Below are 12,410 nucleotides of genomic sequence, written 5' to 3' on the forward strand. Positions count from 1 at the left end.
CCACCGGAATGGCGCTCGGGGGGTATCCTCCCCCAATCAACGGCGCCAGTAGCGGACAAGCGGCCCGCATGGTCTCCCGGGCTGGAGCTTCCGGCCGCTGACCATGTCGGAGGTCACCGGGTGCCAGAGATGGCCCCGGTGGCCTCTTTCATTTTCAGCGATGTTTGACGCAGAGAGGGTTTCATGTCGCACAGAATTCTCACCTTCTATGGCTCCTATCGCGAGGCGCGGATGGGTATCCGGCTGGCGCGCTGGATGACCGCCCGGCTGGCCGAGCGCGGATGCGACGTCGAGTTGATTGACGCGAAGGCGGTCGGACTGCCGATGCTCGACAAGCGCTACATGGACTATGCGCCGGGCGAGGCACCGGAGGTGATGGAGACGCTGGCCGCGAAGCTGCGTGCGGCTGACGGATTCCTGTTCGTCGCGGGCGAGTACAACTGGGGAATGCAGCCGGGCCTCAAGAATCTGACCGACCATTTCCTGGCCGAATGGGCGCGGCGGCCGGCGGCGATCGTGAGCTATTCGGGCGGGCGGCTGGCAGGCGCGCGGAGCAATTCGATGTGGCACCCGACACTGACCGAGATGGGGATGGCGGTTGTTCCTGCGACGATCACCGTGGCGCAGATCGGCCAGACACTCGACGCGGACAATGTGCCGCAGGGCGAGGGCGGTGCGGCGCTGGAGCGCGGCTTCGCTCGCTTTGCCGACGAGTTGCTGTGGTGGATCGGCGCGGCGAAGGCGCAGCGCTCGCGGGCCGGCTAGAAGATCAGTGAGACCAGGAACACCAACAGCGCAAACAGCGCGAAAGGTATGGCCAGGATCAGCGCGATGACCGCCATCACTGTCCAGGCGCGGCGCAGGCCGAACCCGTCGCGGACGCTGTGAAAGATGACCTGAAGCAATCCGAGAAAGCCGGACTCTCGCATCAGGCCTCCATCAGTCCCTTGAGCCGATACAAGGCGTCGAGCGCGTCGCGTGGGCTGAGGCTGTCGATGTCGAGGCCCGATAGCTCGGCGCGAAGAGCATCGACGGCTTCCTCCTCATGCTCGGCAGCGGCGGCGAACAGTGGCAGGTCGTCAAGACCCGCTGCGATGCCGCCGGTCTTCTCGCGGCCGGCTTCGAGCTTGGCGAGCACCGCCTTGGCGCGCGAGATGGTCACAGGCGGCAGACCTGCGAGGCGCGCGACCGCGAGGCCGTAGCTGCGGTCGGCGGGGCCTTCGGTCACCTCGTGGAGGAGGATGAGGTCACCTTTCCACTCGCGGGCGCGGACATTGTGGAGACTTAAACTATCACAGCGTTCGGCGAGGCGTGTCAGCTCGTGGTAGTGCGTAGCGAATAGACAGCGGCAACGATTGTCCTCATGAATCGCTTCCACGACCGCCCAGGCGATGGCGAGACCGTCATAAGTCGAGGTGCCACGCCCGACCTCGTCGAGGATGACGAAGCTGCGTGGTGTGGCCTGGGCCAGGATCGCCGCGGTCTCGACCATTTCGACCATGAAGGTCGAACGGCCGCGCGCGAGATTGTCCGACGCGCCGACGCGGCTGAACAGGCGATCGACCAGGCCTAGCTTCGCGCGCGCCGCCGGCACATAGGCGCCGGCCTGGGCGAGCACCGCGATCAGCGCGTTCTGACGCAGGAAGGTCGATTTACCGCCCATATTGGGGCCGGTGACGAGCCACAGCCGATCGGTTTCGGAGAGGACGCAGTCGTTCGCCACGAAACGCTCGCCGCTGCGGGCCAGCGCCGTCTCGACGACCGGATGGCGTCCGCCTTCAACCTCGAAACAGGCATGATCGGCCAGTGCGGGGCGGGTCCAGCCGCCCTCGGCCGCGCGCTCGGCAAGACCCGATGCGACGTCGAGCCGGGCAAGTGCGTCGGCGGTGGCGGCGACGGCCTCGCGCCGGTCGAGCGCAGCGGTGGTCAGTTCTTCAAGATGCGCGGCCTCGGCGGCGAGCGCATGGGCGCCGGCCTGGGTCACCTTGATCGCGATCTCGTGCAGTTCGGGCGCGTTGAAGCGAACCACGCCAGCGAGCGTCTGGCGATGGGTAAAGCCGCTGTCGGGACGCATCAGGTCATCGGCATGCTTGGCCGCAACCTCAATATGATAGCCGAGCACGCCGTTGTGCTTGATCTTCAGCGCGGCGATGCCGGTGCGCTGCTTATAGTCGGCTTCGAGCGCGGCGATGGCGCGGCGGCCGCCGGCGCCCGCGTCGCGCAGGTCGTCGAGCGCGGCGTCATAACCCTCCGCGATATAGCCGCCGTTCGCGGCATCGATCGGTGGGGCGGGGACGAGCGCACGCTGGAGCAGATCGATCAGCGCGCCATGGCCACGCAGGTCAGGCGCAAGCGAGGCGAGCAAGGTGGGCGGAGCGGGAACCTTGCCGAGTGTCTCGCCGAGCCGCCACGCGCCGTCGAGACCGTCGCGCAGCTGGCCGAGATCACGCGGGCTACCGCGCCCTGCTGCAAGGCGGCCGATCGCGCGGCCGATATCGGGAAGCGCCCGGAGCGAGGCGCGCAGATCGTCGCGCAGGCCCGGTTCGTCATGGAAGCGCTGGACGAGGTCGAGCCGCGCCTCGATCGCATGGCGGTCCATCAATGGTGCGGCGATATCGGTGCCGAGCAGGCGCGCGCCCGCGCCGGTGACGGTGCGGTCGACGGAATCGAGCAGGCTGCCCTTGCGCGTGCCGGCCTGACTCTGGGTCAGCTCGAGGCTCTCGCGCGTCGCGGCGTCGATCGCCATGCTGGCGTCGGAGCGGGTGATGCGTGGCGGGCGCAGGAAGGGCAGGGCGCCCTTGGCGGTATGTTCGAGATAGGCGACGAGCCCGCCCGCAGCCGAGAGCGCGGCGCGACCGAACTGACCGAAACCGTCGAGCGTGGCGACATCGAACAGACGCTTGAGACGGGTTTCGCCGCCGCTGCTGTCGAATTCGCCGCGCGGGCGGTAGCTGGTGACGTCGAGCGCGTCACTACCATCGGCGGCGATCACCTCGGCAGCGCCCAGCCGGGCGAGTGCGGCGCCGACCGCATCGGGCGCGCATTCGAGGATTTCGAACCGGCCGGTCGAGATATCGGCGGCGGCAATGGCGGACTCGCCGCCCGCTTCGCCGATCGCGGCGCACCAATTGGCTGACCGGCTATCGAGCAGCGATTCCTCGGTCAGCGTACCGGCGGTGACGACGCGAATGATCGCGCGCGCGACCAGTGCCTTTGAGCCGCCGCGCTTCTTCGCTTCTTCAGGCGTTTCGATCTGATCGGCGATGGCCACGCGCTGCCCGGCCTTGATCAGGCGGGCGAGATAGCCGTCCATCGCATGAGCGGGGACGCCGCACATCGGGATCTTCTCACCTCCATGCTCGCCGCGCGCGGTGAGCGCGATGTCGAGGATGCCGCTGGCACTCTTCGCATCATCGAAGAAGAGCTCGTAGAAATCGCCCATGCGATAGAAGAGCATGCAATCGGCCGCTTCGGCCTTGAGCGCGAGATACTGCGCCATCATCGGGGTGGGAGCGGCGTCGGCCATTACGGGACTCGATAGGGGTTCAGACGCGGGCGGCAAGCCCGGAATTGGCGACACTTGTGGATGGATCAGCGTTCGCGGAACTGGACCCAGTCGGTCGGGCATTGCGCGACGGGCTTGGGTTTGGCCTGCGCCCCTTCGATCGTCCAGCATTCGTCGAAGATCGAGCAATAGCAGGAGCGGACCTGCAGCTTCCACCGTTCGGTCTCGAAGCGGTCCCACAGCGCCTTGCTCGTCGGGGTTTCGGCAACCTGCATGAACTTGACCGCTTCCCCGGGGCGGGCGACGATGCCGGACGAGGGTGAGGTGGAGAGATTGAGCCCGCCATTGGGTTGGAAGCCGCAGCATTTGGTGAGCAGATCGCGGGGATCGCGCACCGGCTGGCCCTGATAGCGGATTTCGATCGGGCCGAGCAGCGCGGGACCGACGCCGTTGTTGGAGAGGTTGAGCGAGATCATGCGCTCGCCCTTCTCGCTGACACCGCTGTTGCTCGTGCCGTAGGAGAGGAACGGCCAGGCATCGGCCTGCTGCATCTTCTTGGTCGCTTCGGCCTGGACGAAGGTGAAATAGGCGACTCCGACGGAGATCAGCATCGCCGGCGCGCCGATCAGGAAATGGCTGGCCATCAGCCAGGGCAGCAGCTTGAGCAGCTTGCCGAGGCGTCCGCCGATATTGTCGCCGCGCACAGAGAGGGCTGCGACCTCCGCTTCGAGCTTGGCGATCCGGTCCAGTTCGGGTGTCGGTACGGTCATGCGCGTTGGATAGCGAAGCCGCGGGGCACCGACAATTGGAATGGATGTGCGGATTTCCGCACAGATTGACGCGATTTCGAGTCGGACGCGGGAAATGTCATCGCTGCGTCTCTTGCAAAGCGCCAGATTGCGGTGACGCGGACCCGTGCCTAAAGGGGTCGTGACCGGGAGAGAAGAATGTCCGAAGAAGCCAATGTCCAGTTTTCCGAGCGCGAGGCGCTGCTGTTCCACTCGGAGGGCCGGCCGGGCAAGATCGAAATCATCGCGTCCAAGCCGCTGACCACCCAGCGCGACCTGGCGCTGGCCTATTCGCCGGGCGTCGCCGTGCCGGTGCAGGCGATCGCCGACGATCCGGCGACAGCTTACGACTATACCGCCAAGGGCAATCTGGTCGCCGTGATCTCCAACGGCACCGCGATCCTGGGCATGGGCAATCTGGGCGCGCTCGCTTCAAAGCCGGTGATGGAAGGCAAGGCGGTCCTCTTCAAGCGCTTCGCCGATGTGGACTCGATCGACATCGAGTTGAAGACCGAGGACGTGAACCGGTTCATCGACGCGGTCGAATTGATGGAGCCGAGCTTCGGCGGCATCAACCTCGAGGACATCAAGGCGCCCGAATGCTTCATCATCGAGCAGACACTGCGCGAGCGGATGAACATCCCGGTCTTCCATGACGACCAGCACGGCACTGCGATCATCACCGCGGCTGGCCTGATCAACGCATGCCTGCTCACCGGACGGCGGCTGAGCGAGATCAAGGTCGTGGTGAATGGGGCCGGCGCTGCCGCGATCGCCTGCACCGAGCTGATCAAGGCGCTGGGCGTGCGCCAGGACAATGTGCTGATGTGCGATCGCAAGGGCGTGATCACGCCCGATCGCGAAGGCATCAACCAATGGCAGTCGGCGCATGCCGTCGCCACCGACCGCACCACGCTGACCGAGGCGCTGGTCGGCGCCGACGTGTTCCTGGGCCTGTCGGCCGCGGGCGCGCTCAAGCCCGAGATGGTCAAGGACATGGCGCCCGCGCCGATCATCTTCGCGATGGCGAACCCCGAGCCCGAGATCCGGCCCGAGCTGGCCAAGGGCGTACGCCCCGACGCGATCGTCGCGACCGGACGTTCGGACTATCCCAACCAGGTCAACAACGTGCTCGGCTTCCCGTTCATCTTCCGCGGCGCGCTGGACGTGCGTGCGACCGGGATCAACGAAGAGATGAAGATCGCAGCGGCACAGGCGATTGCCGAGCTGGCGCGTGAGCAGGTGCCTGAGGAAGTTGCGATGGCCTATGGCCGGGCACATAGCTTCGGTCCCGACTATATCATTCCGGCGCCGTTCGATCCGCGCCTGATGGAGAATGTGTCCGCCGCGGTCGCAAAGGCGGCGATGGACTCGGGTGTCGCTACCAAGCCGATCCTCGACATGGAGGCTTATCGCCAGACGCTGCGTGGGCGGCTCAATCCGACCACCGCAGTGCTCAGCCTCGCCTATGAGGGCGCGCGTGCGCATCCCAAGCGGGTGATCTTTGCCGAGGGTGAGGAAGAGGTGGTGCTGCGCGCGGCGATCGCGTTCCGCGAGGGCGGATATGGTACGCCGGTGCTGGTCGGTCGCGACGATGTGCATGAGCGCCTCAAGGCGCTGGGCGTCAGCGATCCCGAAAGCTTCGAACTGCACAACAGCCGCCATTCGCCGCTGGTGCCGGCGATGGTCGACTTCCTCTACAAGCGGCTGCAGCGCCGCGGTTATCTGCGCCGTGATTGCGAGCGGATGGTCAATCAGGACCGCAACATCTTCGGTTCGCTGCTGCTGCAGCTGGGCGAGGGCGATGCGATGATTACCGGCATTACCCGCCCCTATTCGCAGAATATGCGCGAGATCCGCCGCGTGATCGACGTGGGCGAGGGGCGGACGGCATTCGGCGTCCACCTGCTGGTCGGGCAGAGCCACACGGTGTTCATCGCCGATACCACGGTGAACGAGCGGCCGAACGCGCAGGAGCTGGCCGATATCGCCGAGCAGACCGCGCATGTCGCGCGCCGCATGGGGCATGAGCCGCGGGTGGCGTTCCTGAGCTATTCGAACTTCGGCAACCCCAAGGGCGCGTTTCTCGAAAATATCCGCGAGGCGGTGAAGGTGCTCGATTCGCGGCAGGTGAGCTTCGAGTACGAGGGCGAGATGACGCCTGACGTCGCGCTGAACCCGCGCCAGCTGGCGAACTATCCGTTCGCCCGTCTGTCCGGGCCGGCCAATGTGCTGATCATGCCGGGGCTCCAGTCGGCACACATTTCCGCCAAGCTGCTGCGTGAGCTGGGCGGGGATTCGGTGATCGGACCGATGCTGGTGGGCATGGAAAAGCCGGTCCAGGTCGCGCCGATGACGAGCACCGCGAGCGAGCTGGTGACGCTGGCGGTGCTCGCGGCGGGAGGCGTCACCCGCTAAGCGCGGGCCTCGATCATCCAGCATGCGGCGGTGAAGCCGACCGTGTCGCCATCGACGAACGGGTCGAAGGCGATGCGGGCCACATCCAGGACATGGTCGCGCATGGCCGCGTCTGCTTGGTTGAGCATGACGCCGATCCGGCCGAGGTTGGAGAGATAGGGCATAAGCGACACTTCGGGCATCGTGCAGGCGACATCGATTGGACTGATCGCGATGTCGCGCCATCCGCTTTCGCTCAGGATCGCGCGGACATGCTGTGGATCGGCGAAGCCGAACTGGCCGGGTGCGTGGGCGCGAATCGGCGGGAGCGGGGGCAATAGCGGCGCGGCGGCGCGTTCGGCACAGGTCATGAACGGGTTCTCGGTAGGCGAGCGCCACGCGATCGCTGCGAGCGGCGCGTCCGGTACCATCGCTGAGCGGATTCGACGGAAGGCCGCGATAGGGTCGTCGAAGAACATCACGCCGAAACGCGAGGTCGCCATGTCGAACGGTTTGGCGCCGTCGAGATGCGAGGCGTCGCCGCTGCGGAAGGCGGCGTGGACTCCTTCGGGCTCGGTGGAAGCGCGCTGACGGGCGCGGTTGATCATCATTTGCGAGAGGTCGGCTCCGGTGGCGCTGCCTTCCGGGGCGAGCGCGCGGGCGATGGCGAGCGTGGTCGCGCCCGTGCCGCAGCCGATGTCGAGGACGGTGCGCGGGGCGTGCCAGCGGACGACATCCACCAGCAGCTTCTCGAACGGCGCGAACAGCTGGTCGAGGATCGATTCCATCTCCAGCCACGCCTGCCCGGCGGGACCGTTCCACAGCTGTGTCTGGTTCATCGCTTCGATTTTCACATCAGCCATGATGGCTCCTTTCGCTTGATTCGGGGGTACGAAGGCCGCACCGTGCCACTTCAAGTCGACTTGAGGTCAAGCTATGATTCCGATCGATATCGTCGAGGTCGCGAAACGCTCCGGTCTGCCCGCTTCCACGCTGCGCTATTATGAGGAGCGTGGTCTGATCGAATCGATCGGTCGACGCGGATTGAAGCGGACCTTCGAGCCGCATGTGCTTGAGCGGCTGGCGCTGATCGCGCTGGGGCGACAGGCGGGCTTCTCGCTCGACGAGATCGCGGCGATGTTCGATCCGCGCGGCATGGCGCTGATCGACTGCGACATGCTGGCAGCCAAGGCGGACGAGATCGAAGCGCTGATCCGGCGGTTGAGTGCCATGTGCGACGGGCTGCGCCATGCTGCAACTTGCCCCGCGCCGAGCCATATGGAATGCCCGACCTTCCGCCGCATCGTGAAGGCCGCTGCATCGGGTGCGCTAGCCCGGCGGGGGCCTCCACCGGTGCTGCGACCGGGTGCTTTGCGACGTTCTTGATGCTACAATTGTAGCATGCTACAAATGTAGCAGGAGGTTCGCATGATCGAGTCGCTGCCGCGCCGCGAGCGCGAGGTTTTCGAAGTGCTGTGCAGGCTGGGCGAGGGGACTGCGGCCTCGGTTCGCGGAGCACTGGCCGACCCGCCGAGCGATTCGGCGGTGCGTACCCTGCTCGGGCGCCTCGTCACCAAGGAACTGGTGACGCACCGGACGGTGAACCAGGCCTATGTCTATGCGCCGGCGGAGCAGACCGAGGCGGTGGCGGAGACCGCACTTGAACGGCTGGTGCAAACCTTTTTCCACGGTTCCGCAGTGCGCGCCGCGACGGCACTGCTGGGCATGGAGCGCAAGTTGGACCCGCAGGAGATCGAGATGCTCCAGCGCGCGATCGACAGGGCGCGGGAGGAGGCGAAATGATGCTGGATCTGCTGATCGACCTTGGCTGGAAATCGATGCTGGTTTCCGGCTTCGCCCTGCTTATCGGCTGCGGTGCACCAGGCCTTGCCGCTAGCGAGCGGGTGATGGTGCTGCGCGCCGGGATTGCCGCTCTGCTGCTACTGCCGTTGTTCGCATGGGCGATGCCGGCGCTTGAGCTGGCGGTGCTGCCCGCGCAGCAGGCGGTTGCGGCGGTCAGCCAGATCGTTGCGGTCGATCTGGCCGAGCCGACTGGGGCAGGTCTTCCGGTATCGCCGTTTACATGGATGCCATGGGCTTATGCCGTTGGTGTCGCCTTGCTGCTGCTACGCCTGATTGCGGGACTCCTTACGCTAAGCCGCTGGACCCGGTCGGCGGTGCCGCCACTCGACCCGCGCTGGGCCGAGGCACTGGCGGGCACCGCGGTGCGGCTGAGACGACCGGTTCGGCTGCTGGTTTCGCATGAGGTTCCCGGCCCGCTGAGCTGGGGCGTTGCGCCAGCCTGGCTGCTGATCGGGACCGCGACCGCGAAATGTCCCGAACAGGCGGAGGCGGTGGTCGCACATGAGCTGGCGCACGTCCGCCGCTTTGACTGGCCGGTGTTGATGGCGGCACGGATCGCGATCGCACTCTACTGGTTCAACCCGCTGATCTGGCTGCTCGTTCGTGCGCTGGCCCGCGAAACCGAACTGGCGGCGGATGACGATGCCGTACGGCACGTCGCGCAGGCGGACTACGCCCAGACATTGTTGACGGTGGCGAGTCCGATGATGCCAGCAGTCGCGTGCGGCATGACTGTTTCCAGATCGATGTTGGCCGGGCGGATCCGGCGCGTGCTGGAGGCGCGGGCTCATCGGCCGGCGAGCCGCTTGCTCGGCGGTGTGTTGTTGATCGGCGCTCCCGCTGCGGCGGCGCCGCTTGCCGCGATGCAGTTCGTTCCCGCCGCGACGCTACCGGTCGTTGCAACTAGTTCTGCCGCGCGGGCCGCCCAACAGGATTCACTGCACCGCGAGGCTGCTCCATCAGCCTCGGGTCCGACTGCGGCGGCTCCGAACCGATCGGTGGAAGGACCATCGTCACGGGCCAGGCGCTTGGCTGGCGTCGAAGTGCATGAAGTGAATGCGCCGGATATCGCACCGGTGGGTCAATCTGCCCCGCCTCAGGCCGAGGTGTACGAGGGCAGAGGCGGGCGGCCGCGGCGCAGCCCGGAGCTGGAAGAGAAACGGACCGCCGCGTTGAGGCTGAGCGACTCGGCGAACGAGATGCGTGCCGAAGCGAAGCGGATCGAAACGGACATCAAAGCGCGCGACGTATCGCAACGGGAGCGCGAGGGGACTCTGGCCGGCGCGCGAGCGATGCGCGCCGAAGCTCAAAGACGCGACGACGAAGCGAGGCGGCTGATCTTCGGACCCTGAGTCCGGCGCGCCCCTGAGACCACCCATCGAAGACATGCAGCGCGACTTCGCGCCATGGGACCGGCTTGCCCGGCGATCAAGGGAGACTGTCGATGCGAATGATCCTGGCCCTGCCGCTGCTGTTACCGGGCGCCTGCGCGTCGAGCGCGGTCCCCGTCGAACCGGCGGCGCGCGTGATCTATCGCGACCTAGCGCTGGATAGTCCGGTAGGGCGCGCCGAATTGCGTCAGCGGGTAACGGCGGCGGCGACCGCCTATTGCCGCGAATGTGAGGATCAGGTGACGCCGCAGCTGCTGCGTCATGACCGCCAATATTGCCTGGTCGCGTTGCGGGACAGCATCGCACGGGACATGTCGGATGATGTGCGACGTGCCTATGCCCGGGCACGGCGTGAGGCCAGGGTGCGCGGGCGACAGCTCTAGCCGTCGATGCTGATCCCCAGCGAGGCGTTGACCAGCCCGCCATCGACCACCAGCGTATCGCCGACGACATAGTCCGAGGCGCGGCTGGCCAGGAAGATCGCGGCGCCGGCCATGTCATCGAGCGTGCCGACGCGGCGCATCGGGATTGCCTTGGCGACGGCGTCGCCATGGTCGCGGGCGGCCTTGTTCATTTCGCTGGCGAAGGCGCCGGGGGCAAGGCTGTTGACGATGATTCCATCGCGGATCAGGCGAGCGGCCATGCGCTTGGTGAGGTAGATCAACGCCGCCTTGGATGCGTGGTAGCTATAGGTTTCCCACGGATTGAGCCGCAGGCCGTCGATCGAGGTGATGTTGATCACCTTCGACGGGGCGGCGTGGCTGGCGTTGGTCTTGAGCAGATCGTGCAGCGCTTGGGTCAGGAAGAACGGTGACTTGACGTTGAGGTCCATGACCTTGTCCCAGCCGCTCTCCGGAAACTCCTCAAACGCCACGCCCCAGGCGGCGCCGGCATTGTTGACGAGGATGTCGAGATGATCCTCGCGGCTGGCGAGTTCGGCGGCGAGCGCCTTGCACCCTTCGACCGTTGAAACGTCCATCGGGATGGGGATGCAGTTGGGGCCGAGCTCGGCGGCGGTTTCCTCGCACGCCGGGGCTTTGCGCGAGGAGATATAGACCTTCGCGCCCTGGGCGATGAAGGCTTCGGCGATCATCTTGCCGATGCCGCGACTGCCGCCGGTGACGAGCGCGACCTTGCCGGTCAGGTCGAAGAACTTGCTGGTGTCCATCTTTACTCCCCTCCCGCCCGCGGGAGGGGCCGGGGGTGGGCGGTCCATCTCCGTCGAGCGGTAGTCCATGTGGTTGCCGGGTTCCCACCCCCCGGCCCCCTCCCGCAAACGGGAGAGGGAGAGGCTAGCCGCCGCGTTTCAGTATTTCGCGCGCGATGATGAGCTGCTGGATCTGGCTGGTGCCTTCGTAGATGCGAAACAGGCGGACGTCGCGATAGAGCCGCTCGATGCCGTAATCCTCAATATAGCCCGCGCCACCGAAGATCTGGACCGCACGGTCGGCAACTCGGCCGACCATCTCGGTTGCGAACAGCTTGGCGGCGGCGCTCTCCATGACGACGTCCTTGCCGGAGTCCTTCGCGGCGGCAGTTTCGAGGACGAGAGCGCGGGCGGCGAGGCATTCGGTCTTGCTGTCGGCGAGCATTGCCTGAATTAGCTGATGTTCGGCGATCGGCTTGCCGAACTGCTTGCGCTCCGACGCGTAGGCGACGCAGTCGGCGATCAGCCGTTCGGCGACGCCGACGCTGACCGCGCTGATGTGGAGCCGGCCGCGGTCGAGCACGCGCATCGCGATCTTGAAGCCTTCGCCCTCCGCGCCAAGCCGATTGGCCGCCGGGACGGGGACGTCGTCGAAGATTACATCGGCGACCTTCGCGCCCTTCTGCCCCATTTTCTTCTCGGGCTCGCCGATCGACACGCCAGGAAGATCCCTGGGCACGAGGAAGGCCGAGACGCCGCGCGCGCCGGGTTCGTCGCCGGTGCGCGCCATCACGGTGAACAACTGCGCCTTGTCGGCATTGGTGATGAAGCGCTTGGTGCCCGAAAGGCGGTAGACGTCGCCGTTACGGACGGCGCGCGCCTTGACCGCGCCGCTGTCGCTGCCGACATCGGGTTCGGTGAGGGCGAAGCTGGTGATGATTTCTCCGCTGGCGATGCGCGGGAGCCATTCGGCTTTCTGTTCGGGGGTGCCGGCCATGACCAGTCCCTGTGAGCCGATGCCGACATTGGTGCCGAAGGTCGAGCGGAAGGCGGGGGTGGTGCGCCCCATCTCGATCGCGACACGGCATTCCTCGAGCATCGTCAGGCCGAGCCCGCCAAACTCCTCGGCGATCGACAGGCCGAACAGGCCAAGCGACTTCATCTCCTCGACGATGGCGTCGGGGATCGCGTCGGCGACCTCCACCTCACCCTCGAGCGGGCGCAGCCGTTCGGCGACGAAGCGGCGGACCGTGTCGATCAGGGCGTCGAACGTCTCGGGGTCGAGCGCCATGCTATTCTCTCCTGAAACCTGCCTCAGC

Annotated in this window: 12 protein-coding genes; 6 read left to right on the top strand and 6 right to left on the bottom strand. The window is 66.4% G+C overall.

The window, feature by feature from the left end:
* Nucleotides 1-183 precede the first annotated feature (183 nt).
* A complete protein-coding gene (locus tag AC07M1_RS07230; protein ID WP_495161874.1) occupies nt 184-765 on the top strand; it encodes an NADPH-dependent FMN reductase in 582 nt (193 codons plus the stop codon).
* Here the strand turns inward: AC07M1_RS07230 and AC07M1_RS07235 are convergent.
* The 3 genes from AC07M1_RS07235 to AC07M1_RS07245 all read right to left on the bottom strand — a co-directional run bounded on the left by AC07M1_RS07235 (nt 762) and on the right by AC07M1_RS07245 (nt 4,275).
* Nucleotides 762-929, bottom strand: coding sequence for a hypothetical protein (locus tag AC07M1_RS07235; protein ID WP_495161875.1), 168 nt, complete (start codon nt 927-929; stop codon nt 762-764). The genes AC07M1_RS07230 and AC07M1_RS07235 overlap by 4 nt on opposite strands.
* On the bottom strand, nt 929-3,502 hold the full coding sequence (gene mutS / locus AC07M1_RS07240) for a DNA mismatch repair protein MutS (RefSeq protein ID WP_495162827.1): 2,574 nt from the start codon (nt 3,500-3,502) through the stop codon (nt 929-931). Before mutS ends, AC07M1_RS07235 begins: the two co-directional genes overlap by 1 nt.
* A gap of 89 nt (nt 3,503-3,591) precedes the next feature.
* Nucleotides 3,592-4,275: a hypothetical protein gene (locus AC07M1_RS07245; RefSeq protein ID WP_495161876.1), complete on the bottom strand. Its 684-nt coding sequence runs from the start codon at nt 4,273-4,275 to the stop codon at nt 3,592-3,594.
* Nucleotides 4,276-4,452: 177 nt separating this feature from the next.
* On the opposite strand from AC07M1_RS07245, the gene AC07M1_RS07250 reads away from it, so the two are divergent.
* Entirely contained in the window at nt 4,453-6,711 is a 2,259-nt protein-coding gene (locus AC07M1_RS07250; RefSeq protein ID WP_495161877.1) for an NADP-dependent malic enzyme, read from the top strand.
* On the opposite strand, the gene AC07M1_RS07255 is transcribed toward AC07M1_RS07250, so the two are convergent.
* Nucleotides 6,708-7,553: a class I SAM-dependent methyltransferase gene (locus AC07M1_RS07255; RefSeq protein WP_495161878.1), complete on the bottom strand. Its 846-nt coding sequence runs from the start codon at nt 7,551-7,553 to the stop codon at nt 6,708-6,710. The two genes, AC07M1_RS07250 and AC07M1_RS07255, sit on opposite strands and share 4 nt — an antisense overlap.
* A 73-nt stretch (nt 7,554-7,626) precedes the next feature.
* Here AC07M1_RS07255 and AC07M1_RS07260 point away from each other — a divergent pair, with 73 nt between their 5' ends.
* From AC07M1_RS07260 to AC07M1_RS07275, 4 genes are all read left to right on the top strand, one after another.
* Nucleotides 7,627-8,076 (top strand): helix-turn-helix domain-containing protein, encoded by a 450-nt coding sequence (locus AC07M1_RS07260; RefSeq protein ID WP_495161879.1) that lies wholly within the window; start codon nt 7,627-7,629, stop codon nt 8,074-8,076.
* Between the two features lie 42 nt (nt 8,077-8,118).
* Entirely contained in the window at nt 8,119-8,493 is a 375-nt protein-coding gene (locus AC07M1_RS07265; RefSeq protein ID WP_495161880.1) for a BlaI/MecI/CopY family transcriptional regulator, read from the top strand.
* Nucleotides 8,493-9,905, top strand: a complete 1,413-nt coding sequence (locus tag AC07M1_RS07270; protein WP_495161881.1) for a M56 family metallopeptidase — start codon at nt 8,493-8,495, stop codon at nt 9,903-9,905. The genes AC07M1_RS07265 and AC07M1_RS07270 overlap by 1 nt, the downstream gene beginning before the upstream one ends.
* A 92-nt stretch (nt 9,906-9,997) precedes the next feature.
* Nucleotides 9,998-10,327, top strand: coding sequence for a UrcA family protein (locus tag AC07M1_RS07275; protein ID WP_495161882.1), 330 nt, complete (start codon nt 9,998-10,000; stop codon nt 10,325-10,327).
* On the opposite strand, the gene AC07M1_RS07280 is transcribed toward AC07M1_RS07275, so the two are convergent.
* Together AC07M1_RS07280 and AC07M1_RS07285 are read right to left on the bottom strand one after the other, a co-directional pair.
* Nucleotides 10,324-11,112 (bottom strand): SDR family oxidoreductase, encoded by a 789-nt coding sequence (locus AC07M1_RS07280; protein ID WP_495161883.1) that lies wholly within the window; start codon nt 11,110-11,112, stop codon nt 10,324-10,326. The genes AC07M1_RS07275 and AC07M1_RS07280 overlap by 4 nt on opposite strands.
* A gap of 124 nt (nt 11,113-11,236) precedes the next feature.
* Nucleotides 11,237-12,382, bottom strand: a complete 1,146-nt coding sequence (locus AC07M1_RS07285; protein WP_495161884.1) for an acyl-CoA dehydrogenase family protein — start codon at nt 12,380-12,382, stop codon at nt 11,237-11,239.
* Nucleotides 12,383-12,410: the final 28 nt, after the last annotated feature.

This window comes from Sphingomonas sp. GW821-FHT10C01 (genome assembly GCF_059415525.1).

Coding starts and splice junctions, on each gene's coding strand:
- AC07M1_RS07280 (WP_495161883.1), bottom strand. CDS start 11,112: ATGGACACCAGCAAGTTCTTCGACCTGACCGGCAAGGTCGCGCTCGTC.
- AC07M1_RS07270 (WP_495161881.1), top strand. CDS start 8,493: ATGCTGGATCTGCTGATCGACCTTGGCTGGAAATCGATGCTGGTTTCC.
- mutS (WP_495162827.1), bottom strand. CDS start 3,502: ATGATGGCGCAGTATCTCGCGCTCAAGGCCGAAGCGGCCGATTGCATG.
- AC07M1_RS07245 (WP_495161876.1), bottom strand. CDS start 4,275: ATGACCGTACCGACACCCGAACTGGACCGGATCGCCAAGCTCGAAGCG.
- AC07M1_RS07235 (WP_495161875.1), bottom strand. CDS start 929: ATGCGAGAGTCCGGCTTTCTCGGATTGCTTCAGGTCATCTTTCACAGC.
- AC07M1_RS07265 (WP_495161880.1), top strand. CDS start 8,119: ATGATCGAGTCGCTGCCGCGCCGCGAGCGCGAGGTTTTCGAAGTGCTG.
- AC07M1_RS07260 (WP_495161879.1), top strand. CDS start 7,627: ATGATTCCGATCGATATCGTCGAGGTCGCGAAACGCTCCGGTCTGCCC.
- AC07M1_RS07230 (WP_495161874.1), top strand. CDS start 184: ATGTCGCACAGAATTCTCACCTTCTATGGCTCCTATCGCGAGGCGCGG.
- AC07M1_RS07285 (WP_495161884.1), bottom strand. CDS start 12,382: ATGGCGCTCGACCCCGAGACGTTCGACGCCCTGATCGACACGGTCCGC.
- AC07M1_RS07255 (WP_495161878.1), bottom strand. CDS start 7,553: ATGGCTGATGTGAAAATCGAAGCGATGAACCAGACACAGCTGTGGAAC.
- AC07M1_RS07250 (WP_495161877.1), top strand. CDS start 4,453: ATGTCCGAAGAAGCCAATGTCCAGTTTTCCGAGCGCGAGGCGCTGCTG.
- AC07M1_RS07275 (WP_495161882.1), top strand. CDS start 9,998: ATGCGAATGATCCTGGCCCTGCCGCTGCTGTTACCGGGCGCCTGCGCG.